The sequence below is a fragment of the Saccharothrix sp. NRRL B-16348 genome (assembly GCF_001280085.1).
GTDB lineage: Bacteria > Actinomycetota > Actinomycetes > Mycobacteriales > Pseudonocardiaceae > Actinosynnema.
In genome coordinates this window covers 19550-43774 of the sequence record NZ_LGED01000276.1, presented here as the reverse complement: position 1 = coordinate 43774, position 24225 = coordinate 19550, and the positions used below count along the sequence as shown (strand labels likewise).

Here is a 24225-nt window from a genome sequence, read left to right as displayed (position 1 = left end):
CCGGTGCCGCGAATTGTCGGTACCCACCTTTAGTCTGAACGGACCAACAGGCGACCAGGACGCTGGGCGTGTCGGAGCAGCGGCGATCAAGCACAGGAGGGACCACCGTGCCGGGCAACGGGCTGTGGCGCACGAAGTCGGTCGAGCAGTCGATCGCGGACACCGACGAGCCGGACACCAGGCTCCGCAAGGACCTCACCGCGTGGGACCTGACGGTCTTCGGCGTCGCGGTCGTGATCGGCGCGGGCATCTTCACGCTCACCGCGTCCACCGCGGGCAACCTCGCGGGGCCGTCGGTGTCGCTGGCGTTCGTGCTGGCGGCGGTGGCGTGCGCGCTGGCCGCGCTGTGCTACGCGGAGTTCGCGTCGACCGTGCCCGTGGCGGGCAGCGCGTACACGTTCTCGTACGCGACGTTCGGCGAGTTCATGGCGTGGATCATCGGCTGGGACCTGGTGCTGGAGTTCGCGGTCGGCGCGGCGGCGGTGGCCAAGGGCTGGTCGCTGTACCTGCAGACGGTGCTGGGCCAGCTCGGCGTGTCCGTGAAGACGACCGCGTCGGTCGGCGGGGTCGACGTCGACTGGGGCTCGGTGCTGCTGATCGTGGTGCTCACGGCGCTGCTGGTGCTCGGGACGAAGCTGTCGTCGCGGGTCAGCGCGGTGATCACGGCGGTGAAGGTGGCCGTCGTGCTGCTCGTGATCGTGCTGGGCTTCGGGTACGTCAAGGCGGCGAACTACAGCCCGTACATCCCGCCCGCCGAGTCCGGCGGCACCACCGCGTCCGGGCTGGAGCAGTCACTGTTCTCGCTGGTCACGGGCTTCGAGGGCAGCACGTACGGCGTGCTGGGGCTGCTGGCCGCCGCGTCGCTGGTGTTCTTCGCGTTCATCGGCTTCGACGTCGTCGCGACGACCGCCGAGGAGACCAGGAACCCGCAGCGCGCCGTGCCGCGCGGCATCCTCGGGTCGCTCGCCATCGTGACCGTGCTGTACGTGGCGGTGTCGCTGGTGATCACCGGGATGCTGCCGTACGACCAGCTCAAGACCCAGCCCGACGGCACGCGGGCGACGTTGGCGACGGCGTTCTCGGCCAACGGTGTCGACTGGGCGGCCACGGTGATCTCGGTGGGCGCGCTGGCCGGTCTGACCACGGTGGTGATGGTGCTGATGCTCGGCCAGTCGCGGGTGCTGTTCGCGATGTCGCGCGACGGCCTGCTGCCGCGCGGGCTGGCGCGCACGGGCGAGCACGGCACGCCGTTCCGGATCACCGTGATCATCGGTGTGCTGGTCGCCGTCGCCGCGGGCTTCTTCCCGGCGGGCAAGCTGGAGGAGATGGTGAACGTGGGCACGCTGTTCGCGTTCATCCTGGTCTCGGCGGGTGTGCTGGTGCTGCGCAAGACCCGGCCGGACCTGCCACGCGGCTTCCGCGTCCCACTCGTGCCGCTGGTGCCGGTGCTGGCGATCCTGGCGTGCCTGTGGCTGATGCTGAACCTGACCGCGCTGACGTGGGTCCGGTTCCTGGTGTGGATGGCGCTGGGCGTGGTCGTGTACTTCGCGTACAGCCGGCGGCATTCGCTGCTGGGCCGCAAGGGCGCCACCGCCGTGCCCGTGGTGAAGCACGACGAGATTCCGTGACGTCGGCCGCGCTGCCGTTTCCTGGGTGCGCGGCAACCCATTCGAGTGATCTTGCAGAAGGGATCAAATAAAACGCCGTTATTGCCCGCCTCGAACGTCGGTTGAAACAACGAGGCCGCCAACCAACCGCGGCCCCCGTCCGCCCAACCGATCACCAACCAGCACCCACTCGCCCCCGCCCTGCACCGGCCGCCCCACCCACCTACCAGCCCTCCCGCCCCACACATCCCGCAAGCACGACCGCACGTTGGCCGGTGACGAAGGACTTGGCCGAGCGGGAACTGGCCGGGTTGCCCGCCGAACACGGCCGGCACGGCGAACTGCTCGACCGCACGAGAAAGGGCGACGAGCACTGCGCACAGCAGCTCGTCGCCCTCGCCCACAGCGGAACGCTCCCGAACGGCGAGCGGTTGCTCGCCGCGCCGGAGGGGTTAGGACTTGGCCAGCGAACGGTCCAGGTCGGGCTCCAGGTAGATCAGGCGGGCCGCCGGGACCTTCTCCCGGACCCGCTGCTCCGCCGCGTCGATGGCCTCGGCCACCTCCGTGATCGACAGGCCCGGGTTCAGCGCGATCTTCGCCGCCACCAGCAGCTCGTCCGGCCCGATGTACTGCGTCTTGATGTGGATGACGCGCTGCACCTTGCCACCCGTCAGCTGGTCCACGATCACGTCCAGCTCCGCGGGCGCCGCGCCCTCGCCGATCAGCAGCGACTTCATCTCCACGATCAGGATGATCGCGATGACGCCGAGCAGGGCGCCGATGCAGATCGTGCCGATGGCGTCCCACACCGGGTCACCGGTCAACGTGGACAGACCCACGCCCATCAGCGCCAGGACCAGGCCGAACAGCGCGCCTGCGTCCTCCAGCAGCACGACCGGCAGCTCCGGCACCTTCGACTGCCGGATGAACTGCCACCACGTGGCGTCGCCCTTGATCGCCTTCGACTCCACGATCGCGGTGCGGAAGCTGTAGGTCTCCAGGCCGATCGCGACGACCAGGATGAGCACCGCGACGATCGGGCTGCTCAGCTCCTCGTGCGACTCCAGCTTGTGGATGCCCTCGTACAGGGCGAACACCGAGCCGAGGCTGAACAGCATCAGCGCGACGATGAACGAGTAGAAGTACCGGTCCCGACCGAACCCGAACGGGTGGTTCAGGGTGGCCTTGCGCCGGGCGGTCTTCTGCCCGAGCAGCAACAGGCCCTGGTTGGACGTGTCCGCCACCGAGTGCACCGACTCGGCGAGCATGGACGACGATCCGGTGATCAGGAAGCCGACGAACTTGGCCACCGCGATCCCGGCATTGGCCACCAGTGCGGCGATGATCGCCTTGGTCCCGCCCCCTGCTGACACGGTTGCTCCCTTTGCGCCCAAGTCCGATTTGTCGGTGTGACCCTACTCAACGCCGGGGGTGGCCCGGAAAAGCTGGGTGTCGACGTCACCGGTGACCAGCACCGCCGGGTCACGCGAGGGCAGCCACACGGACTGGCCGCGCTCCAGCTCCAACGTCTCGTCGCCGCACGTCAACCGCGCCCGGCCGCGCGTGCACAGCAGGATCTGCGGCCCGCTGTGATCCACCCGGACCTCGACGGACGGCCCCACCTCGAGCCGCGACAGCTCGAACTCCGGGCACGGCGTCCGGTACGCCCACAGCCCCGGCGACGTCTCCGCGCCGGTCTGCACGGGCATGTCGCCGCACTCGAAGTCCAGCACGCGCATCAGCTCGGGCACGTCCACGTGCTTGGGCGTCAACCCGCAGCGCAGCACGTTGTCGGAGTTCGCCAGGATCTCCACGCCGGTGCCGTGCAGGTACGCGTGCAGGTTGCCGGCGGGCAGGTAGATCGCCTCGCCGGGCTGCAGCACGAGCCGGTTGAGCAGCAGCGCGGCCAGGACGCCCGCGTCACCGGGGTACGCCTCGCCGAGCTCCAGGATCGTGCGGCACTCCAGGTCGAACTCGCCGTGCTCCTTCACGTGCAGCACGCACGCGTCCAGCACCTGCGGCAGGAGCATGTCCAGCGCGGTCTGCGGCAGCGTGATGAGCGTGGTGAACATGGCGCGCAGGCCGTCGGCGTCCGGCTGGGCGGCCAGCAGCTCGGCGTACGGCGCGAAGTCCGGGGCGTCCAACGACCGCAGCAACGCGACCGTGCGCGCGGGCTCGCGGAACCCCGCCAACGCGTGGAACTCGGTCAACGCGCAGATCAGCTCGGGCTTCGCCGACGGGTCCTTGTAGTTGCGGATCGGCGAGTCCATGGGCACGCCCGCCGCGTCCTCGGCGGCGAACCCGTTCGCCGCCTGCTCGGCCGACGGGTGCGCCTGCAGGCTCAGCGGCTCGTCCGCGGCGAGCACCTTGAGCAGGAACGGCAGCCTGCTGCCCCACCGGTCGGCGTGGCGGGCGCCGAGCTGGCCGTCGGGGTCGTCGGCGAGCAGGTCGAGCAGCGACCGCGGCTCGCCGTCCGGGCCCATCAGCTTGGACGGGTCGCCGGGGTGGGCGCCCATCCACAGCTCGGCCTCGGGGTGCGGCGTCGGCACCTCCCTCCCGAGCAGCTCGGCGATGGCGGTGCGCGATCCCCACGCGTACGCGCGCACCGCGTTGTGCAGCAGATCCACAGTCATCCCCTCACACGGCCGGCGCGTACAGCCCGGGTCCGCCCAGCGTTCCCGCCGCCAGACCCAGGTACAGCGCGGCCAGCTCGAACCGCAGGGCGAGCAGCGCGGCGCAGACCGCCTCGCCGCCGCTCACCTCCTCGGCCGGTTCGAGCACGTCGGCTCCGGACAAGGTCTCCATCGCGACCCGCCGGGCGAAGTCGGCCTGCGGGCCTCGGCGCGCGGCCACCAGCAGCACGCGGACCAGGCCGTCGTGCTCGTCGTCCGGGTCGGCGAACAGGTCGGCTCCGGACGTGCCGCGCACGGCCCGGCGGTGCAGCACCGACCGGGTCAGGGCCTGAGGATAGCCGGCGACGTCGCTGACGACGCCCGCGTACGTCGCGAGCACGCCCGCGCCGTGCGCCGCGACCGCCGTGGCCAGGTCGTCCAGTCCCCACAGCAGCGGGGTGCGGTCGGCGATCCGCAGGGCGAGCGTCTTGGCCGGGTTGACGAACGACTCGTGCATCGGGTGGCACCGCTCGGCCTCGCGGTCCAGCTCGTCCGCGATGGCCTGCACGTCCACGTCGAGCAGCCCCAACGACTTGAGCGCCACCACCCAGGCGGCGAAGCCCCGGGCGAAGCCGAAGCCCTGCGGCACGGGCACGCGCGGCGGGATGAGCAGCGCGTGCTGCGCGGCGGACGCGGCCACGGGGCCGTCCGGTTCGGCGGTCAGCAGCACGTGCGCGCCGCGCCGGGCCGCCCGGTCGATCGACTCGGCCATGAGCACGTCGCCGGGGTCCTCGGTGTGGGCGAGGACCACGTCGAGCGCGCCGACCCACGTCGGCACGTCGTCGGCGACGACGACCGGCACGGGGCAGCGGGTGCCCAGCAGGGCGGCCACCACGCCGGCGATGGCCTGGCCGACGCCGGGCCGCGTGACCAGCACCAGCGCCCGCGGGCGTTCCTGGAACGCCCTGGCGACGCCGAGCTCGTCTGCCGCCTCGGCGGTGGCCCTGACCTGCGCGCCGGCGCGTGCGGCGGCGCGCAGCAGACCTTCCCGGTCGGCGTCGGTGAGCCGGGACTGGTCGTCGAGGAGGCTGTCGTCAAGCACCCGAACTCACCCGGCCGTCGGCTCGACAGCCTCGTCCAGCAGCAGCACCGGGATGCCGTCCCGGACCGGGAACGACCGGCCGCACGAGGTGCAGGTCAGGTAGTCCGCGAGCGGGTCGGACGCGGTGCCTGCCTTCAGCGGCGCGTGCTCGGGGCACGGACAGGCCAGGATTTCCAGCAACTGCGGGTCCAGTTGGACGGCCACGGCGCTCATCCCCTCACGATCGCCAGGACCTCGTCGCGCAACGCCGCGACGGAGGCCGCGTCGGCGGCTTCGACGTTGAGCCGCAGCAGCGGCTCGGTGTTGGACGCACGGAGGTTGAACCAGGAACCGTCCGGCAGGTTCACCGTGAGGCCGTCCAGCTCGTCCAGCTCGACGCCTTCGCGCCCGCCGAACTCGGCCTTGATCGCGGCCAGCCTGCCCTGCTGGTCGTCCACCGTGGAGTTGATCTCGCCGGACGCCGCGTAACGCGAGTAGTCGCTGGTCAGCGCGGACAGCGTGCCGTCCTGCTCGCCCAGCGCGGCCAGCACGTGCAGCGCGGCCAGCATGCCCGTGTCGGCACGCCAGAAGTCGCGGAAGTAGTAGTGGGCGGAGTGCTCGCCGCCGAAGATGGCGCCGGTCTTGGCCATCTCCTCCTTGATGAACGAGTGGCCGACGCGGGTGCGCACCGGCACGCCGCCGTGCTCGCGGACGATCTCCGGCACGCCGTGCGAGGTGATCAGGTTGTGGATGATCGTGCCGCCCGGGTCCTTGGCCAGCTCGCGCACCGCGACCAGGGCCGTGATGGCGGACGGCGACACCGGCTCGCCGCGCTCGTCGACCACGAAGCAGCGGTCCGCGTCGCCGTCGAACGCGACCCCCGCGTCCGCGCCCTCTTCCTGGACGCGTTTCTGCAGGTCCACGATGTTCTTGGGGTCCAGCGGGTTGGCCTCGTGGTTCGGGAAGTTCCCGTCCAGCTCGAAGTACATCGGCACGATCTCGATCGGCAGGCCCTCGAACACCTTCGGCACGGTGTGGCCGCCCATGCCGTTGCCCGCGTCGACCACGACCTTCAACGGCCGGCTGCCGCTCAGGTCGACCAGTTGCCGCAGGTAGGCGGCGTAGTCGGTGAGCATGTCCTGCTCGGTGACGGCGCCCTTCGTGACGCCCTCGGCGTCCGGCACGCCCTGCTCGGCGTCCTGGCGGATCTGGCCGAGGCCGCTGTCCTGGCCGACGGGCGCGGCGCCGGGGCGGCAGAGCTTGATGCCGTTGTACTTGGCCGGGTTGTGGCTCGCGGTGAACATGGCGCCGGGCAGGTCGAGCTTGCCGGAGGCGAAGTACAGCATGTCGGTGCTGGCCAGGCCGATGTTGACCACGTCGACGCCTTGCGCGGTGACGCCGTCGGCGAACGCCGCGGCCAGGCCGGGTGAGGAGTCGCGCATGTCGTGCCCGATGACCACGGCCGGGCCGCCGACCAGGCGGGCGAACGCCGCGCCGAAGTCGCGCACGACGTCGGCGTCGAGCTGTTCGCCGACGACACCGCGGATGTCGTAAGCCTTGACGATGCCGGACAGATCGCGCACGGCCACACTCCCAAGTTGGCTCTTGACACTGCCTTGGGAAGCCTACCGGCGCGCGCGTGAGCGTCGTGTCCGGTCGTTGAGTCTTCGTTCAGTCTTCGTTCGGGTCGGGGAGAACGCGCAGGTGGCCGCGCCGGATCGTGCCCGCGGGCAGCTCCGGCAGCTCGACCTGCGGTGTGGCCCGGCCCGCTTCCCGGACGGCCTCGGCCAACGCGGTCAGGTCGTCGACGGTGGGCTCGGGGGCGCGGAACTCGCCCTGGTGCCGGACGACCTCCCAGCCGCGGGGCGCGGTGAGGCGCAGGGCGTGCTCTTCGCAGAGGTCGTAGGAGTGCGGTTCGGAGTACGTCGCCAGGGGGCCTACCACCGCGGTGGAGTCCGCATAGGCGTACGTGAGCGTGGCGACTGCCGGGTTCGCGCACCCGGTTCGCGAGCACCGTCTCACGCTCCGCACGGCGGGGACGATATCGCGTCCCGCGCGGCGTGTGTTGGATTACCTCCGGCGCGGCGTTGGCGGTGGTGGCGCGCTTCGGCAAGTTGCCTGGTCGCGGAGGTCCGGCTGTACGGGGTCCACGGGTGGACAACTACCCTCTACCTCGTGGTGATGGCTCGGGGTTCACGGCGGCAGGGCGCTCCGCGGCGACGCAACCGCGACCGGCACGGTCGAGGGCTGCGCGGTCCCCTCTACCCGGCCACGTTGCCGGCGGCCCGCAGCCGGGCGGAGCGGTTCGACGCGCTGGTGCTGGAGGCGTTGGAGCCGATCGAGGCGCGGTGGCGGACGGAGCTCACGCAGCTGGACGTCGCGGTGGACGACGTGCCGGACATCCAGTCGGGCGACGACGGCGACGTGGTCGAGGACGGCAACGTGCCGTTGGCGCGGCTCGTGCCCGCCGGTGCCGACCGCCGTGCGCGGATCGTGCTGTACCGGCGGCCGCTGGAGGCGCGGGCCAAGGACGGCGCGGACCTGTCCGACCTGGTGCACGACGTGCTGGTCGAGCAGGTGGCCAACTACCTGGGCCTGGACCCGGACGTGATCGACGGCGACTGACCGTCCCGAGCGTTGAACTCACCCACCCTGAACGTAGGACTCTCGAACCCTGAACGTAGGACTCTCGCGCTCTGAACGTTCGACACGCGCGTTCTGGATGGACGTAGGACACGCGCGAGAGTCCTACGTTCGCGTCGCGTGTGTCGTACCTCCAGGTCGCGCGTGTCCTACGTTCGGAACGCGCGTGTCCTACGTTCAGGACACGTGAGTTCAACGTTCAGGTGCGGCGGCGGGAGGGGATCGCGGTCAGGAGGGTGAAGAGCCCGGCGGCGGCTTGGAGCATCAGCAGCAGTTCGCGCAGGGTCGAGGACGCCTCCACGCGCACCTCCGAGGCCGTGGTGGGGACCGTCACACCGACCAGGTGGTCCCAGGCCCGCACGATCGTCACCTCACGGCCGTTCACCCACGCCCGCCAGCCCGGCTCCTCCTCCGCCGCCAGCACGAGCAGCCGCCCCTCGGGCCCCTCCGACACCTGAACGCCCACGTCCGGCGGCGCGGCCTCGACCGGGGCGATGCCGGGCGCGCCCAGCTCCACCGGCGGGTTGCCGCCCGTCCGGGCCCGCCGCGCCAGCTCCGGCGACAGCAGCACGGCGTTGCCCGCCGCCAGCTGCACCCGCAGCACCGGCCGGCCGTCCGACATCGCCGGCGTCACGGCCACCAGCTCACCGACCGCGTCACGCACCCGCTGCGCCGTCCCCAGGTCCGGCACCACCACGAACGCCACCCCCGAAGCCGCCGCCTGCGCCAACGCCACCCGCGCCGCCGACGACGACCCGCCGGTCAGGTCGCGCGACCACCGCTCCAACCGCGCGGCGGCCGTCGGCACGGGCACGAGGTCGTCGTCCCCGAACGCGGGCAGCCGCCCGGCCACCAGCCGCGTCGGCGTGCCCAGCACCAGCACCGACCGCCCGGTCCGCGGCAGCTCCTGCGCCAACGTCGACGGCAGCCGCGCGCCGTCCGCCGTCAACGCCCCACCCGACCCCAGCCCGACGAACGCCGCGCACGCCAGCCCGACCACCGACAGCACCCCGACCACCGACACGACCCGCCGCACCGGCGCCGTGCCGACGTCCCGCCGGAACGCCGACAGCACCACCCACAGCAGCCCCCACCCGACCAGCACCAACGGCCCACCGGCCCACCCGGGCGACGCGTCACCGCCGGGCAGCGGCGCGACCGGCACGGTCCGCAGCACGATCACCGCGAACCCGCCGAGCACCACCACCGCGAACCCCGCCGCCATCGACCGCGACGGCCGCAGCACCGCCGCGAGCAGCGCGAACCCGACCACCACCAACCCGACGAACGGCAACGCGCCCGTGCCGCCCGGCCGCAGCGACAGCAGGTCCAGCAGCCCCACGGCGGGCGGCTCGACGTACGCGCCGATCCCGTGCAGCACGACGGTCGGGTGCTGCAGCACCACCGCAGGCCACGGCAGCAGCAACGCCATCGGCAGCAGCACGACCATGAACAGCGACGCCACCCGCCGCCGACCGTCACCGTGCCGCCCGGGCACCACCACGAACCCGACCAACGCACCCAACGCCACCAGCGCGTGCACGAACGGCGAGAACGCGCCCACCGCCGCCAACGCCAACGCCGTCCCCGACGCCACCGGCAGCCACGACGCGCCCGCCCCACCCCGCAGCACGGACACCACCCCGGCGAACACCACCGGCGCCAGCACGTGCACCACGACGACGTCCAGCCGCCCCTGGCTCACCGCCGACGTCGCCGCCGGCAGCACCGCGTACGCCGCCGCCACCAGCGCGCGCACGGGCCGCCGCACCGGCATCCGCCGTGACGCCGCGTACGCCAGCAGCCCGGCCAGCGGCGCGTCGCCGATGAACAGCAGCGCCACCAGCGCGGCGGGCGACCCGACCAGCACGCCGACCGTCCCCAGCACGGCCAACGCGGCCGGCGCGGGCGCGGTCGTCCCGCCCGCCACCGGGTGCCACGCGGCCAGGTACGACGACCAGGTGCTCTCCAGGTCGCCCACCGGCAGCAGCCGACCGCCGCTCAGGTCGAGCCCGATCCGCGACGCGTTGGCCAGGATTCCGAACACCGCCAGCCCCAGGACCAGCAACAACGGCGGTCCGAGCACCAGCGACCGCAGTACCCTGGCCCGGTCGACCTCCACGAACACGACACGCGGCGAGCCCGGGCCGCGCGGCACCGGCGAAGGACGCGGGCGTGGCGTGGGCCGCCGCCCGGACGGCGCCTCGACCGGCACCATCACCGCGGGCCGGCGCAACCCGCCCGTCGCCCGCACGGGACGCCGCCGTGACAGCACACCGGCGGGCAGCGCCGCCGGGCCGACCGCCGGACGCTCCACTTCGGACGGTAGGGACCACGCGCCCGGCGTGTCGTCCTCGGGCAGCCGGCCCAACGCGAGGTCCGCCTCGACGCGCCGCCGGACCAACGCGGCCGACGCGCTGCGGATCGCGTTGCGCGACCGCGTGATCCGGCTGGTGAACAGCCCGCGCACCACACCGTGCGCCGGCCGTTCGGCACGTCCGGCCAGCAGCCGCGCCCGTCCGCTCAGCAGGTAGCGCAACGCGCCCAGCTCCGCGCGGGCGTCGGAAAAACGGCGCAGCACCAAGAAGCCGAGGGCGCGCAGGAACGCGAGCACGGCGATCCGCGGCAGCCCCAGGACGAACGACGCCGTGCCGCAGTTGACCAGGAACGTGCGCAGCCCGTGCGCCCGGTCGACGCCCCGCAACGCCGGTCCGGGCCGGCCCGCCGCCGCGTCCAACCGCCGCGCGCCACGCCCCACCGCACGCGCGTGCCTCATCCGCGCCACCGGCACGGACAGCACGAGGTGCCCGGCGAGGTTGGCGCGCCAACCGAAGTCGATGTCGTCGCGCAGCAACGGCAGCGCGCGGTCGTAGCCGCCGAGCGATTCCCACGCCGTGCGGCGGATCAGCGAGCCGGCCGACGGCACCGCCAACGCCTCGGTGCTCTGCTGGAACGACCCGGCCAGCTCGACCCGGCCCATGCCGGTCTGCCGGTGGCCGGACGCGTCGGTCGACAGCCCCGCCTCCACCACCAGGCGCGGGTCGGTCCAGTCCAGGCTCAGCGGACCGAGCACGGCCGCCGACGGCGACACCTCGGCCGCGGTCAGCAGCGCGGACAGGCAGTCCGGTTCCGGCGCGCAGTCGTCGTGCAGCAACCACAGCCACGCGCCCGGATCGCCCCACCGCTGCACGGCGTGGTCGACGGCGGCCTGCACGGCCGCGCCGAACCCCGTGCCGCGGGGCAGCGTCAGCACGCCGTCGATCACCCGATCGGGACCTTCGGCGGCTTCGGCGAGCAGCTTCGCGGTGCCGTCCACGGAACCCGTGTCGACCGCGATCACGTGCCGCGGGCGCGGCTGCTGGCGGCGCAGCGAGGACAGCGCCGTGCCCAGCCACCGGTCGCCGTCGTGGCAGACCAGCACCGCCAGGACGGGCGCGGTGCGCAGCCTGGGAGTGGCCCCGCTCGTCAAGTGCCGCTCCTAGGTCGCTCCGACTACGCCGTGGGACGACCACGGTAAGCCAGAGCAGGCGCGCGGGCGATCACCCGTGCGCCACGATCACACCGCGCGCTTTTTGAGCTTCCTCCGCTCACGCTCGGACAGCCCGCCCCAAATGCCGAAGCGCTCGTCGTGCTGCAAGGCGTACTCCAGGCATTCCGAGCGCACCTCGCAACCGAGGCAGATCCGCTTGGCCTCCCTGGTCGAGCCGCCCTTCTCCGGGAAGAACGCCTCGGGGTCGGTCTGCGCGCACAGGGCGCGCTCCTGCCAGTCCTGCTCATCGGCCGCGTCGAACAGGTCGAGTACGACCGGCTCCGGTGCCGGGACGTCCCCGTCCACGATGCGACCCCCGTCGAATTCCTGCATAGTCCGCCTCCTCGCCTTCCGCTCTCCCCGGTTGGCGGACACCACTCGCCGTCCCCACAACGACGAATGACACCGATGTGATTACACCTGTGTCACAACACGCGGTCAAGCGGAGTCCACAGGACGGGGGATATTCCCGCAGATGGCGCGAAAAGCCTTGACTAGCAGCACAGACGGTGATTGGGACGGTGCGCCGAGCGATAACGGCTGCGCGGATGGCCTACCGGACGGGCTGTGAGCCACCGGTCCGGAGAGGCCACACTGGAAGGGTGAAGCGATCAGCGGTGCGTCCGAGTCCACTGTTCCTCAGCCTGCTCGCGGTGACGGTGGCAGGCGCCGTGCTGACCCTGTTCGACGACTCCACGGCCGCGCTGACGGCGGGCACGGTGCTGTTCGTGCTCGGCGGCTGGGCGGTTTCGCTGTGCCTGCACGAGTTCGGCCACGCCATCGTCGCCTACCGCGGCGGCGACTACGCCGTGCAGGCCAAGGGCTATTTGACCCTCGACATCCGCCGCTACACCGACCCGGTGTTCAGCATCGTGCTGCCGTTGGTGCTGCTGGCGTTCGGCGGCATCCCGCTGCCCGGCGGCGCGGTGTGGATCAACCACCACGCCTTGCGCGACAAGCGGGTCGAGTCGATGGTGTCGCTGGCCGGACCGCTGAGCAACCTCGTGCTCGGCGTGCTGCTGTCGCTTTCGGTGATCCTTTTCACGCCGCCGGCGGGTTTGGCCGCCGCTTTGTCGTACTTGGCGGCCGTGCAGATCCTCGCGTTCGTGCTCAACATCCTGCCGATCCCGGGGCTGGACGGCTGGGGTGCGATCGAGCCGTACATGTCGTACTCGGCGCGGCAGTTCGGCGCGAAGGCCCGGATGTGGGCGCCGTTCGTGCTCTTCGCCGTGCTGATCGGGTTCCCGACGATCGGCCGGTTGTTCTTCGAGGCCGGGTACACCGTGTTCGAGTTGATCGGCGGCGACCGGTGGCTGGCCGCGCGCGGGCAGGGCACCTTCCTGTTCTGGCGCTGACCGCCTGGTGGGAGGATGGCGACTCGTGAAGGTCGTCGTACTGGTTGGCGGGGTTGGCGGGGCACGGTTCCTGGTCGGGCTGAAGAGCCTGCTGACCGGTCCGGAGCACGAGATCACCGCGGTGGTGAACACGGGTGACGACGTGTGGATGCACGGGTTGCGGATCTGCCCCGACCTGGACACCTGCATGTACACCCTCGGTGACGGGATCGACAAGGAGCGCGGCTGGGGACGTGCCGGCGAGACGTGGTCGGTCAAGGAGGAGCTGGCGGCCTACGGCGCCGACCCGACGTGGTTCGGGCTGGGTGACCGGGACATCGCGACGCACCTGGTGCGCACCCGGATGCTGCGCGCCGGGTACCCGCTGTCGGCCGTGACCGAGGCGTTGTGCCACCGCTGGGAGCCCGGCGTGCGGCTGCTGCCGATGTCGGACGACCGGGTCGAGACGCACGTCGTGGTGACCGCGGACGAGGGCGAGCAGGCGATCCACTTCCAGGAGTGGTGGGTCAAGCACAAGGCCCAGCTGCCCGCGCGGTCGTTCGCGTCGGTCGGGGTGGAGACGGCGACGCCCGCCCCCGGTGTGCTGGACGCCGTGCGCGACGCCGACGCGGTGCTGATCGCGCCGTCCAACCCGGTGGTGAGCGTGAACACGATCCTCGGCGTGCCGGGGATGCGTGACGCGTTGCGCAAGACCGAGGCGGGCGTGGTGGGGCTGTCGCCGATCGTCGGCGGCAAGCCGCTGCGCGGGATGGCGGACGCGTGCCTGTCCGCGATCGGCGTGGAGACCTCCGCCGAGGCCGTCGGCCGGTACTACGGTTCGCGCAAGACGACGGACAAGGGCGTGCTGGACGGGTGGCTCGTGCACACCGGCGACCGGTGCGACGTGCCCGGTGTCGCGGTGCGCGCCGTGCCGCTGTTGATGTCCGATGTGGACGCGACGGCGGCGATGGCGCGGGCGGCGCTGGAACTGGCCGGTGTCGACGTTGGCTGACCACGCGGCGGCTTCGCCGATCACGGTCACGCCGGTGGCCGGGCTGCCGGAGTTCCGGCCCGGTGACGACCTGGCGGCGGCCATCGCGGGCGCGGCGCCCTGGTTGGCGGACGGCGACATCGTCGTCGTGACGTCCAAGGTGTTGTCCAAAGTGGAAGGTCGGCTGGTATCGGTGCCCGCCGACCCCGAGGCGCGCGACGCCGTGCGGCGGGAGTGGGTCGAGGCCGAGTCGGTGCGCGTGCTGGCGCGGCGCGGGCGGACGTTGATCACCGAGAACAAGCTGGGGATCGTGCAGGCGGCGTCCGGTGTGGACGCGTCGAACGTGAACGGCGACGAGATCGCGTTGCTGCCGGTCGACCCGGACGGGTCCGCGGCGGCGTTGCGGGCGGCGTTGGCGGCGCGGTTGGGCGTGTCCGTGGCGGTCGTGGTGACCGACACGATGGGCCGGACGTGGCGGGTGGGTCAGACGGACGCCGCGATCGGGGCGTCCGGGCTGGCGGTGCTGCACCGGTACGGCGGGTCGGTCGACCGCTACGGGAACCCGCTGGTGGTGACCGAGGTCGCGGTGGCCGACGAGATCGCGGCGGCGGCCGACCTGGTGAAGGGCAAGCTGGGCGCGGTGCCGGTGGCGGTGGTGCGCGGGTTGCCGGTGGCCGACGACGGGTCCACGGCGCGTGACCTGACCCGGCCGGTGGCGGAGGACCTGTTCCGGCTGGGCACGGCCGAGGCGGTGGCGCAGGGGCGGGCCGAGGCGGTGCTGCTGCGGCGTTCGGTGCGGGCCTTCTCGGCTTCGCCGGTGTCCGCGGACGTCGTGCGGCGGGCCGTGGCGGCGGCGTTGACCGCGCCCGCGCCGCACCACACGCGGCCGGTGCGGTTCGTGCGGTTGATCGCCCGGCGGGACGTGCTGCTGGACGCGATGGCCGACCGGTGGCGGGCGGACCTGCGTGGCGACGGGTGGTCGGAGGAGCGGATCGCGGCACGGGTGGGGCGAGGTGACATCCTGCGGAACGCGCCGGAGGTCGTCGTGCCGTTCCTGGTGCGGACCGGGGCCCACGACTACCCGGACTCGCGCAGGGCGGCGGCGGAACGGACCATGTTCACGATCGCGGGCGGCGCGGCGGTGCAGGGGCTGCTGGTGGCGTTGGCCGCCGAGGGGCTCGGGTCGTGCTGGGTGTCGTCGACGATCTTCTGCGCGGACGTGGTGCGCGAGGTGCTGGAGCTGCCGGCCGAGTGGGAGCCGTTGGGCGCGGTGGCGATCGGGCACCCGGCGGAGGAGCTGACGCCACGGGCGCTGCCGGAGTTGGACGAGAGGTACCTGGACCTGTGACTTCCGCACTGCACGCGGACGCGGTGGCCACCTTGGGCGCTTGGCGTCCCGCCGACCGGACGCAGGAGTCGCTGCGGCAGGCGTACCTGGGGTTCCTGGCGGCTCGGGAGGACGCGTGCGCGCGGTCGTGCGAGCCGGGGCACATCACGGCGTCGGCTCTGGTGCTCGACGACTCGGGCTCCCGGACGTTGCTGACCCTGCACCCCCGGGTGGGGCGGTGGCTGCAGTTGGGCGGTCACTGCGAGGCGTCGGACACGACGTTGGCCGGTGCGGCGCTGCGTGAGGCGACGGAGGAGTCGGGCATCGCGGGGCTGCGCATCTCCCCCGTGCCGCTCCACTTGGACGTGCACCCGATCACGTGCTCACTGGGCAAGCCGACCCGTCACTTCGACGTCCGCTTCCTGGTCCGCGCCCCGGCGTCCGCCGAACCGTCCCGCAGCTCCGAATCCCTGGACCTGCGCTGGTGGCCCCTGACTGCCCTACCTCCCGACGTCGACGACCTGCACCCCATGATCGCCGCCGCCACCCCCCACCTCTGACCCCGCGCGTGTCGAACCCTCGCGTCCCGCGTGTCGAACCTTGCGGTCGCGCGTGTCCTACGTTCGCGTCGCGCGTGTCCTACGTTCGCGTCGCGCGTGTCCTACGTTCGCGTCGCGCGTGTCCTACGTTCAGAACAGGCGAGTTCAACGCTCAGAACACGTCGCGGTTGTTCTGAGCGTTGAACTCGGGGTACCGGAACGTAGGACACGCGCGTTCTGAACGTAGGACACGCGGGACGTGAAGGTTCGACACGCGGGTGGGTCAGGTGTCGCCGTTCAGGCGTTGGGAGAGGCCCGGGGGGTGTTGGGGCTGGCCGCCGGAGAGGCGTTGGGACAGGGACGGGCGGGCGGCCGGGACCTGTTGGACGGTCGGGACCGGGCCGGGGGCCACGCGCTGTTCCGGTTCGGGTTCCGGGGCGGCCGGGGGCGGTGGTGGCGGCAGCGGTGCGGGCTGACCTGCGGCGACGTGCGCGGCCAGCACCATGGTCGAGTCCGGGTCGTCGCCGCGCGGGTCGACCGCGTTGACCATGGATCTCGGGATCTGCTGGGTCGCCGACGAGTCCATGGGCGACGTCATGTTGTCCGGCGTCACGACGTGGCGGCCACGTGCACGAGCACGGGCCAGCGCCGCGTCGGCCCGAGCGCGGGGGTCCATCCGGATCTCTCCTGCGTGTGCCTTGGGCCGGCTGGGGGAACGCCGGCGTGCCGATCGATGACGCTCGTCGACACGGACCACCGCCCGTGCCGCCGGAGTGCTCGTGCCAGAGTATTCGCAAACTACAGGTGGAAGTAAGCGGAGGAGGAAAAACGGCATGTCGGAGCTGCAAGGCGCCGAGGCAGTGGTTCTGGTCGGGGGCAAGGGAACCCGGCTGCGACCACTGACCCTGTCCGCGCCCAAGCCCATGCTGCCGACCGCCGGGGTGCCGTTCCTCACCCACTTGCTGTCGCGGATCCGGGAAGCAGGCATGACGCACGTCGTGCTGGGCACGTCCTACAAGGCCGAGGTCTTCCAGGAGCACTTCGGTGACGGCGCGGCGCTCGGCCTGGAGCTGGAGTACGTGGTCGAGGACGTGCCGCTGGACACGGCGGGCGCGATCCGCAACGTCGCCCACAAGCTGCGCGAACGCGACGTCGTGGTGTTCAACGGCGACATCCTGTCGGGCGTCGACCTGCGTGCCGTGGTCGACACGCACCGCAGGGCCGAGGCCGACGTGACGCTGCACCTGGTCCGGGTGGACGACCCGCGCCGGTTCGGCTGCGTGCCGACGGACGAGGACGGCCGCGTCACGGCGTTCCTGGAGAAGACGGAGAACCCGCCGACGAACCAGATCAACGCGGGCTGCTACGTGTTCCGGCGCGAGGTGATCGAGGACATCCCCGCAGGTCGGCCGGTGTCGGTGGAGCGGGAGACGTTCCCGGGGCTGCTGGCGGCGGGCGCGCGGGTGCAGGGGTACGTCGACGCGTCGTACTGGCTGGACCTCGGCACGCCGGCCGCGTTCGTGCAGGGTTCGGCGGACCTGGTGCGCGGGATCGCGCCGACGGCCGCGCTGGCGTTGCGGGGTGAGGCGGTGATCCTCGACGGCGCGTCGGTGGACGAGAGCGCGGTCGTCAAGGGCGGTGCGACGGTGGGCACGAACTGCACGGTCGCGGCCGGCGCGGTGGTGGACGGCTCGGTGCTGTTCGACGGCGCGGTGGTCGGCGAGGGCGCGCGCGTGGAGCGCAGCGTGCTCGGGGCGAACTCGCTGGTGCAGGCCGGTGCGGTCGTGTCGGACGCGGTGATCGGCGACAACGCGGTCGTCGGCGCGCGGTGCGAGCTGATCAACGGCGCCCGCGTGTGGCCGGGTGTCGTGCTGCCGGAGGGCGGGGTGCGATTCTCCGCCGATGTGTGAGGTCGACCATGGCCGGTGAGGTCCGGTGACGCTCTCCAGGACGTGGACGCCGACGTTCCCGCTGGACGTCGGCGCGCTGCTGATGCCGTTGCGGCGGGGCGCCGGCGACCCGACGTTCCGCGCGGGCGCCGACGGGGTGTGGCTGGCCGCCAACACCCCGACCGGCCCGGGCACCCTGCACGTCCGCGTCACCGACGTGGTGGAGGCGGACGCGTGGGGTGACGGCGCGCAGTGGCTGCTGGACGGCCTGCCGGCGTTGCTGGGTGACGGTGACGACGACTCGGCGTTCGAGTGCCACCACCCGTTGGTCGCGGAGGTGCGACGGCGACGTCCGGGCATCAGGCTCGGCACGACGGGCCGCGTGTGGGACGCCGTGCTGCCCTCGATCCTGGAGCAGAAGGTCACGGGGATCGAGGCGTTCCGGTCGTATCGGGAGCTGGTCCGGAGGTTCGGCACGCCCGCGCCCGGCACGACCGGCCTGTACGTCCCGCCGACCCCTCGGTCGATCTTGGGCATCACGGACTGGGAGTGGCACAAGGCGGGGGTCGACGGCGGCCGTCGCCGTGCCCTGATCGCCGCGGCCCAGGTGGCACACCGCTTGGAGCGGGCGTCCGAGCTGGGCGGCGAGGAAGGCCGCAACCTGCTCCGGAAGGTGCCGGGGATCGGTGTGTGGACGGCGGCGGAGGTCGCGCAACGGGCGTGGGGCGACCCGGACGCGGTCAGCTTCGGCGACTTCCACCTGGCCGGCATCGTCGGCTGGGCGTTGGTCGGACAGGCCGTGGACGACGACGGCATGGCCGAACTCCTCGCCCCGTACACCCCTCAACGCCACCGCGCCGTCCGCTACATCCTCGCCTCGGGCGTCACCAAACCCCGCCGAGGCCCCCGCTTCTCCCCCCGCGACTACCGCGCCATGTGATCGCCGAGCCCGATCGACTCCAACGCCCGCCGCAGACGGACAAGCAGGTGCTGGTCGGCTGCGGCGATCGCGGCCAAGTCAAGTTCGGCGATCAGCTGCGGAATGTCCTGGAAGGCAACGATATCACTCAGATTCAAGTCGAGTTCGATGAAGCAGATCAACACCTCGACCACAGAATACGACCCGATACGGTAACGTGCCCCTCTGTCGAGCAAAGCATCGAGTAGAAAAACCGTGTCGCGGTGCATGCCGGTGATCCTGATCAATCGCAATGCGCATCTGACCAACGATTCGTACTCATCCTCGATCACCCTGCGGAATCCAACAGCCTCTTCAAGCAATGACACAGTGGTCGCCGGATCCCTCGCCAGGGCGTCGAGAAGCACCGGCCAATAACGCCTACCCAGCTGCGGCACCGTTCGCAGCGTTGACAGGGCCGATGTGTAGGCCGACACCCGAGCATGCGGGTCAGCCGAGGTCAGCACGGTCAGCAGCAGGTACCAGGACGTGACCAGCCGCCCTTCGTGCGGCACGAGCACCCCCAACACTGTATCCATCTCGGCCTTGAGGGGCTCTAGGTTGTGGAGCAGCAATCCGCCGCGCCACGACGTGTGGACGGTCTCCCACCTGCGAATCTCATCAAAGTAGTCCGACGGCTCGTAATTCACGATTCCCGGCGCTATTCCCAGTAACCACTCCGGGTCGACCGGACGAGTCGACTCTTCCCCGCGGAGCACGACCGCTCCTCGCAGCGACTGCTCGACGGTCAGCACTTGGGTGATGCTATCCCAGCCCTCCATGCCCAATTGTGACTGCCACAGCAGGGTCAGGGATTGCCACTCCGATCGATCGGAGCCCGACAGCGCCATTCGGCCACCCACCACGACGGCGAGGGTGACCAGGTTCGCCGTGAACGCGGCGATGCGGCCGGCGATCGGCAGGGCGCGCGGGAGGTAGTCGGGGTGGTCGGCGCCCGGCGGCCGGTGTTGGGCGGTGGCGACCAGAGCGGTGAACAGTTCGTGCAGGTCCGTGCGGTCGGCGGCGGGGGTTTCGGCGAACAGTTCCCGCAGGAACGCCACCACGGGGGTGCGCGTGGTCAAGGGTGTGAAGGACAGGACCGGCTCCAGCCAGCCCGTGCCGTCCTGACGGCCGTACAGCGACGTCGCCGCCCGTTCCTTGGCCAGCACCTCCAGCGACAACCGGTGGACGAGCCGGGCGACCAGGTACTCGCCGAACGTCGCGTGCAGGAACTCGTAGGTCCGCGAGACCTGGTCGTCGTGCGCGGCACGGGCGGCGTGGACGAAGAAGAAGCGGCCCACCGCCAACTGCGCCGAGCTGAGCCGGAGCTTGTCCCGGACACCGCGGGGGCCGCCGGGGAGAAGGGCGTTCAGGTCCTCGTCCAGCTCGGTCTCGTCGATCCACTGGACGCCGCGGTTGAACATCGCGAAGGCCACGACCGACAGCCGGACCAGCTCCTCCTCCACGGCCTGCTCGACCCGGTCGTCCAACGCGTCGCGGAGGCTCTTGTCGACCTCACGGCGGGCGAACCTGGTCAGCAGCCGCTCGTACAGGCGGGCCTTGGCCAGTTCCGCCCCTTCGGCGTGCAGCGCGTTCCCGTCGGCGTTGTAGAGCGCCAGCATGAACAGCAGCAACGGCTGGCCCGCGAGGTCCGGGAACCGCAGGGCGACCTCGGGCGACAGCACGGCACGGGGGTTGACCGCGTTCCACACGTCCAGCCAGCGGCAGACCTGGTCGGCGCCGAACGGCTCCAGCCTGAGCACCATGGTCGGACCGACGAATCGCGCACGGTTCGCCACCGCGACACGGGTCGTCACCACGACGATCACGGCCCGTCCCTGGTCCAGCTCGCGCTGCTGGAACTCGCGCACCCTGGCCAGGTAGTCCGACTTGCTCGTGCCGGTGGCCTGGAGCAGTTCGTCGAAGCCGTCGAGCAGCACCACCGGGATGGCGGGCTTCGCCGAACGGGCCAGGTCCGGCCAGGTCAGCCGGTCACCGGTGGCGTGCGTGATGGCGGCCTCGACCTGGTCCTGCAACGTCGTGTCGGCGGCCACGTCCCGCAGCACGACCCGGATCGGCAGGTAGTCCTCCGCGGGCAACTGCGCGGCCAGCATCTTGGTCAGCAGCGACTTGCCCGCGCCCGGCTGCCCCAGCACGATCAACGGCGCGACCACGGCCTGCGAGGACGTGAAGTAGCCGGCCAGGTAGTCGTCCAGGTCGGCGCGGACCGGCACCTCGGACCACCGGCCGTCCTGGCTGACGTCCTCGCCCTGGTCGGCTTGCACGACCTTGAAGCGCGGCGGCACGTACGCCTGCCCCAACGACGGCAGGACCAGCCCGGACGGCACCTCGCCGTCGACGATCGGCCGGTCCAGCTCCGCCCGGTACCCGCGGGCCAGGGCGTCGCGGCGGTCGTCGGGCGGCTGCGCGCCCGCGAGCTGCGTCAACAGCCCTCGCATGTCCTCCAGGGCGGTCCGGACTTCGGCACGGGTCGCCGCGTGCTCGATGCCGGAGGTCCACACCGAGAACTCGGGGCAGTCGACCGCCAGCTGCCGGTACCGCGCCCGGTAGAGGGCCACGGCCCGGCTCGGCAACTCCTGTGCGTCCACGGCGAATTCGTCGCGCCTGCGCATGGGGAGGTCGCCCCAGGTTTCGAAGCCGGAGACGAAGTCGATGAGCTTCGCGACCGTGTTCCGGTAGAAGTCCGCCAGCTCGTCGGCGATGACCTCGGGAGGCTGTTCGGCGCTCGGCAGGGGGATCGCCGTGTCCAGCAGCGCGACGACGACGCCCGCCTTGCGCTGGGGCGCGGGCCCACCGCCTGCGAGGACCAGCTGCTCATCCCGGGACAACCTGATCTCGAACGGCAGCCCCAGCTCGTCCAAGGCCTCGAAGAACGAGGTGACGACGAGGATGCCGTGGGCGGCTTCGAGTAATCGGGTCCGGTCGACCCGGTGCAGGCCGGAGACCCTCTCGCGCACGGACGACAGCACCTGCTTGCCCACCCGCACGACTTCGGTGCGGGCGTCCAGCAGGTCGATCCCGCCCGTGGCCAGCACGGCTGCCGCGGAGGCGTGGTCGAGGAGCTTCACGAGCCCGGTGTCGCCGCCGAGCAGCTTCACCGCGTCGCGGTAGGAGAAGGAGCGGCGCATCGGGACATCATCCACGGGAACGGCCCGTGGCAGGGCGTGGTCAGCGGGTCATCAGGCGAAGCCGCAAGGCCAGGCCAACGCGCACGGCCAGCATCACCGGGGCCCACAGGGGGCCGCGGTGGCGGTCGGCCAGGTAGCGGTAGGCGCTGGAGTGGTGGGCGGCGAGCATGCGCTTCGACGCGCGCTGGGTGGAGTGGCCGCCGATGTGCACGACCTCCGCCTCCGGCACGTACACGTTCAGCCAGCCCGCGCGGCCGAGGCGGTCGCCGAGGTCCACGTCCTCGAAGTACATGAAGTACCGGGGGTCGAAGCCGTCGACCGAGTCGAACGCCTCCCGCCGCATCAGCAGGCACGAGCCGGACAGCCAGCCCGCGGTGCGCTCCTCCGGCGTCGCCGCCGCCTGCCGGTACTCCCGCGACCACGGGTTGCCCGGCCACACGACCGCGAACAGCGCGTGCCCCAGGCCCCGGCCCAACGACGGCAGCAGCCGCGCGGACGGGTACACCGCGCCGGACGGCTCGCGGATCAGCGGCCCGAAGGCGCCGCCGCGAGGCCACCGCTTGGCGGCCTCCAGCAGCGTGTCCAGGCTCCCGACGCCCCACGACAGGTCCGGGTTGGCGATCACCACCCACCCGACGGAGTCGGGCAGCGACGCGACGCCGCGGTTCACGCCGGCGCCGTAGCCGAGGTTGCCCCCGGTCGGCACGAACGTCACGTGCCGGTGCTCGGCGGCGGCGCGTTCGGGCACGCCGTCGGTGGACCCGTTGTCCGCGAGCACCACCGACACCGGTCGTGTGGTGGCCGTGGACAACGTGGACAGGAAGGTGTCCAGGGTCTCACCGGGCGAGTAGGTGACGGTCACCACCGCCAGCTCGTCTCCGTAACGCGTCACGCCGGCCACCCTAGTGGTGGTGGGTGTGGTGCACGACGGCGTGCCCCTTGCCGCGCGAGATGAGCCACCGGTTCACCGGCACGGTCAGCACGAACGCCACCGCCAACGAGAACGCCAGCGCGCCCCAGAACAGCAGGCTGGACACGCCCGCCTCCATCGCGCCCGGCACCACCAGCATGATCGCGTTGTCGACGATCTCCATCACCGCGATGGACACGGTGTCCGCGGCCAGCGCCACCTTCAGCGCCGCGCCGAAGCCCAGACCGGTCTTCAGCACGCCGCGCAGGGTCAGCGCGTAGCCGAAGAAGAACGCCAACGCCACGGCCAGCACGACGGTGCCCCAGTTGGGCAGGCCGATCGCGGTGCCGATGACCATGCCGAGCACTTCGCCGATGGCACAGCCGGTGAGGCAGTGCAGTGTCGCCGATACAGCCATTGACCAGGATGCCTTCATGCGGAGGACTATACCCACGGGGGGTATGCTCGGCGCAAGTGGACAGACGAAATGAGCAGAGGTGGGATTTAACGCCGGCGGTGCGAGCGCGCCGCGCGCTCGTAGGCCAGCCGGTGCCGGGCCGCCGACGTCGACCAGGAGAAGTCCTTCGCCCGCACGACCGCCGCCGCAGCCAGCTCGGCGCGCCGGGCCGGGTCGTCCAGCAGCTCGCTGAGCGCCGCCGCGATGTCACCAGCGCCGACCCCGCAGTACGCCACCGCGTCGCCGCCGACCTCGGGCAGGCTCAGCCGCCGGGTGGTCAGCACGGGCGCGCCGCAGGCCATCGCCTCCAGCACGGGCAGCCCGAACCCCTCGCCGAGCGACGGGTACGCCACCAGCTCCGCGCCGCCGAGGAACCCGGCCAGCGACGAGAACGGAAGGTAACCGGCCCGGATCACGCGGACCCGGTGCGGCACGGCGTCGAGCGCCCGTTCGACCTGGCTGTCCCAGCCGGGCTGGCCGGCGAGCACGAGCGCGGGCGGGTTCGGCCGGTCGCGGCACGCCTGCGCGAAACCGCGGATCAGCGCGGGAACGTTCTTGCGGGGCTCCAGCGCGCCCAGGAAGGCCACGTAGGGCGCGTCACCCAGCGACAGCATCTGCCGGACGGACGCCACCTGCTCGGGCGTCGGCGGGTGGAACCGCTCGGTCTCCACGCCGTGCTGCGCGATGTGCAGCAACCGCCGGTCCGCGCCGGCCACCCGGGCCAGTTCGTCGGCGGTCGCCCGCGACGGCACGACGCACAGCGCCGCGCGTCTCAGCGAAGCCCTGGTCCAGGCGCGGAAGAAGCGTGCCTTGACCGACGAGTGCAGCACCGCGTCGGTGAAGAACGTCGCGTCGTGCAGCGTCACCACCGACGCCGCCCGGTTCGCCAGCGGCACGGTGTAGTGCGGCGAGTGCACGACCGCCACGCCGAGCCGGTTCGCCAGCCTCGGCAGGGTCGTCTGTTCCCACGTCAGCCGGGCGGTCCGCGTCGCCACCGCGTCCGCCGCCGGGATGACCCGCGAGTCGGGCGCCAGGGCCGTGTAGAGCGCCGCGTCACGGGGTTGGCACACCACGCTGAGCCGTGCGCCGTCCGCGTCCAGCGCGGCCACCAGGGAGTCCACGTACCGTCCGACGCCACCTCGGTCGGCTGGGACGGCGGTGGCGTCGATCAGCACGCTGGGTTCGACGGGTGACACGCG

At 72.0% G+C, this 24225-nt stretch carries 21 protein-coding genes; 8 read left to right on the top strand and 13 right to left on the bottom strand.

Features of this window, described 5'->3' with window-relative positions:
• Positions 1-107 precede the first annotated feature (107 nt).
• On the top strand, positions 108-1628 hold the full coding sequence (locus ADK67_RS47780; protein WP_053723275.1) for an amino acid permease: 1521 nt from the start codon (positions 108-110) through the stop codon (positions 1626-1628).
• Between the two features lie 431 nt (positions 1629-2059).
• Here the strand turns inward: ADK67_RS47780 and ADK67_RS47775 are convergent, their stop codons facing one another.
• The 6 genes from ADK67_RS47775 to ADK67_RS47750 all read right to left on the bottom strand — a co-directional run bounded on the left by ADK67_RS47775 (position 2060) and on the right by ADK67_RS47750 (position 7331).
• The gene (locus tag ADK67_RS47775) at positions 2060-2980 is read right to left on the bottom strand and encodes a cation diffusion facilitator family transporter (RefSeq protein WP_053723274.1); all 921 of its coding nucleotides are present in this window, start codon (positions 2978-2980) and stop codon (positions 2060-2062) included.
• 42 nt (positions 2981-3022) lie between these two features.
• Positions 3023-4234: a mannose-6-phosphate isomerase, class I gene (gene manA, locus ADK67_RS47770; RefSeq protein ID WP_157621660.1), complete on the bottom strand. Its 1212-nt coding sequence runs from the start codon at positions 4232-4234 to the stop codon at positions 3023-3025.
• A gap of 10 nt (positions 4235-4244) precedes the next feature.
• Positions 4245-5321, bottom strand: coding sequence for an SIS domain-containing protein (locus ADK67_RS47765; protein WP_053723272.1), 1077 nt, complete (start codon positions 5319-5321; stop codon positions 4245-4247).
• Positions 5322-5327: 6 nt separating this feature from the next.
• Positions 5328-5525 (bottom strand): Trm112 family protein, encoded by a 198-nt coding sequence (locus ADK67_RS47760; RefSeq protein ID WP_053723294.1) that lies wholly within the window; start codon positions 5523-5525, stop codon positions 5328-5330.
• 5 nt (positions 5526-5530) lie between these two features.
• A complete protein-coding gene (locus ADK67_RS47755) occupies positions 5531-6883 on the bottom strand; it encodes a phosphomannomutase/phosphoglucomutase (protein WP_053723293.1) in 1353 nt (450 codons plus the stop codon).
• Between the two features lie 88 nt (positions 6884-6971).
• Positions 6972-7331, bottom strand: a complete 360-nt coding sequence (locus ADK67_RS47750) for a DUF3499 domain-containing protein (RefSeq protein ID WP_073885657.1) — start codon at positions 7329-7331, stop codon at positions 6972-6974.
• Between the two features lie 150 nt (positions 7332-7481).
• Here ADK67_RS47750 and ADK67_RS47745 point away from each other — a divergent pair, with 150 nt between their 5' ends.
• Positions 7482-7925, top strand: a complete 444-nt coding sequence (locus ADK67_RS47745) for a metallopeptidase family protein (RefSeq protein ID WP_053723291.1) — start codon at positions 7482-7484, stop codon at positions 7923-7925.
• A gap of 217 nt (positions 7926-8142) precedes the next feature.
• On the opposite strand, the gene ADK67_RS47740 is transcribed toward ADK67_RS47745, so the two are convergent.
• On the bottom strand, positions 8143-11412 hold the full coding sequence (locus ADK67_RS47740; RefSeq protein WP_053723271.1) for a glycosyltransferase family 2 protein: 3270 nt from the start codon (positions 11410-11412) through the stop codon (positions 8143-8145).
• Positions 11413-11499: 87 nt separating this feature from the next.
• A complete protein-coding gene (locus ADK67_RS47735) occupies positions 11500-11805 on the bottom strand; it encodes a WhiB family transcriptional regulator (RefSeq protein WP_053723270.1) in 306 nt (101 codons plus the stop codon).
• Between the two features lie 269 nt (positions 11806-12074).
• On the opposite strand from ADK67_RS47735, the gene ADK67_RS47730 reads away from it, so the two are divergent.
• Genes ADK67_RS47730 through ADK67_RS47715 form a run of 4 tightly spaced genes read left to right on the top strand, consistent with a single transcriptional unit; the run spans position 12075 to position 15684 of the window.
• The gene (locus tag ADK67_RS47730) at positions 12075-12827 is read left to right on the top strand and encodes a site-2 protease family protein (RefSeq protein WP_053723269.1); all 753 of its coding nucleotides are present in this window, start codon (positions 12075-12077) and stop codon (positions 12825-12827) included.
• A gap of 25 nt (positions 12828-12852) precedes the next feature.
• The gene (gene cofD, locus ADK67_RS47725; protein WP_053723268.1) at positions 12853-13818 is read left to right on the top strand and encodes a 2-phospho-L-lactate transferase; all 966 of its coding nucleotides are present in this window, start codon (positions 12853-12855) and stop codon (positions 13816-13818) included.
• On the top strand, positions 13811-15145 hold the full coding sequence (locus tag ADK67_RS47720) for a coenzyme F420-0:L-glutamate ligase (protein ID WP_053723290.1): 1335 nt from the start codon (positions 13811-13813) through the stop codon (positions 15143-15145). Before cofD ends, ADK67_RS47720 begins: the two co-directional genes overlap by 8 nt.
• Positions 15142-15684, top strand: a complete 543-nt coding sequence (locus ADK67_RS47715) for an NUDIX hydrolase (RefSeq protein WP_053723267.1) — start codon at positions 15142-15144, stop codon at positions 15682-15684. The genes ADK67_RS47720 and ADK67_RS47715 overlap by 4 nt, the downstream gene beginning before the upstream one ends.
• Positions 15685-15946: 262 nt before the next feature.
• Here the strand turns inward: ADK67_RS47715 and ADK67_RS47710 are convergent, their stop codons facing one another.
• Complete coding sequence (locus ADK67_RS47710; protein ID WP_063797965.1) at positions 15947-16339, bottom strand: hypothetical protein; 393 nt, start codon at positions 16337-16339, stop codon at positions 15947-15949.
• Between the two features lie 157 nt (positions 16340-16496).
• Here ADK67_RS47710 and ADK67_RS47705 point away from each other — a divergent pair, with 157 nt between their 5' ends.
• On the top strand, positions 16497-17573 hold the full coding sequence (locus tag ADK67_RS47705; RefSeq protein WP_053723265.1) for a nucleotidyltransferase family protein: 1077 nt from the start codon (positions 16497-16499) through the stop codon (positions 17571-17573).
• A gap of 82 nt (positions 17574-17655) precedes the next feature.
• On the top strand, positions 17656-18492 hold the full coding sequence (locus ADK67_RS47700) for a DNA-3-methyladenine glycosylase family protein (RefSeq protein ID WP_053723289.1): 837 nt from the start codon (positions 17656-17658) through the stop codon (positions 18490-18492).
• Here the strand turns inward: ADK67_RS47700 and ADK67_RS47695 are convergent.
• From ADK67_RS47695 to ADK67_RS47680, 4 genes are all read right to left on the bottom strand, one after another.
• Complete coding sequence (locus tag ADK67_RS47695; RefSeq protein WP_053723264.1) at positions 18477-21659, bottom strand: NACHT domain-containing protein; 3183 nt, start codon at positions 21657-21659, stop codon at positions 18477-18479. The genes ADK67_RS47700 and ADK67_RS47695 overlap by 16 nt on opposite strands.
• Positions 21660-21699: 40 nt before the next feature.
• Positions 21700-22551, bottom strand: coding sequence for a glycosyltransferase family 2 protein (locus tag ADK67_RS47690; RefSeq protein WP_157621657.1), 852 nt, complete (start codon positions 22549-22551; stop codon positions 21700-21702).
• Positions 22552-22561: 10 nt separating this feature from the next.
• On the bottom strand, positions 22562-22987 hold the full coding sequence (locus ADK67_RS47685; protein ID WP_053723262.1) for a DUF4396 domain-containing protein: 426 nt from the start codon (positions 22985-22987) through the stop codon (positions 22562-22564).
• A gap of 86 nt (positions 22988-23073) precedes the next feature.
• Positions 23074-24201, bottom strand: a complete 1128-nt coding sequence (locus ADK67_RS47680; protein WP_053723288.1) for a glycosyltransferase family 4 protein — start codon at positions 24199-24201, stop codon at positions 23074-23076.
• Between the last annotated feature and the right edge of the window lie 24 nt (positions 24202-24225).

What these genes read in the sequence shown, in the direction of transcription:
- ADK67_RS47710 (WP_063797965.1), bottom strand. Translation starts at nt 16,339, where the DNA reads ATGGACCCCCGCGCTCGGGCCGACGCGGCGCTGGCCCGTGCTCGTGCA.
- ADK67_RS47685 (WP_053723262.1), bottom strand. Translation starts at nt 22,987, where the DNA reads ATGGCTGTATCGGCGACACTGCACTGCCTCACCGGCTGTGCCATCGGC.
- ADK67_RS47700 (WP_053723289.1), top strand. Translation starts at nt 17,656, where the DNA reads ATGCCGTTGCGGCGGGGCGCCGGCGACCCGACGTTCCGCGCGGGCGCC.
- ADK67_RS47735 (WP_053723270.1), bottom strand. Translation starts at nt 11,805, where the DNA reads ATGCAGGAATTCGACGGGGGTCGCATCGTGGACGGGGACGTCCCGGCA.
- ADK67_RS47705 (WP_053723265.1), top strand. Translation starts at nt 16,497, where the DNA reads ATGTCGGAGCTGCAAGGCGCCGAGGCAGTGGTTCTGGTCGGGGGCAAG.
- ADK67_RS47695 (WP_053723264.1), bottom strand. Translation starts at nt 21,659, where the DNA reads ATGCGCCGCTCCTTCTCCTACCGCGACGCGGTGAAGCTGCTCGGCGGC.
- ADK67_RS47745 (WP_053723291.1), top strand. Translation starts at nt 7,482, where the DNA reads ATGGCTCGGGGTTCACGGCGGCAGGGCGCTCCGCGGCGACGCAACCGC.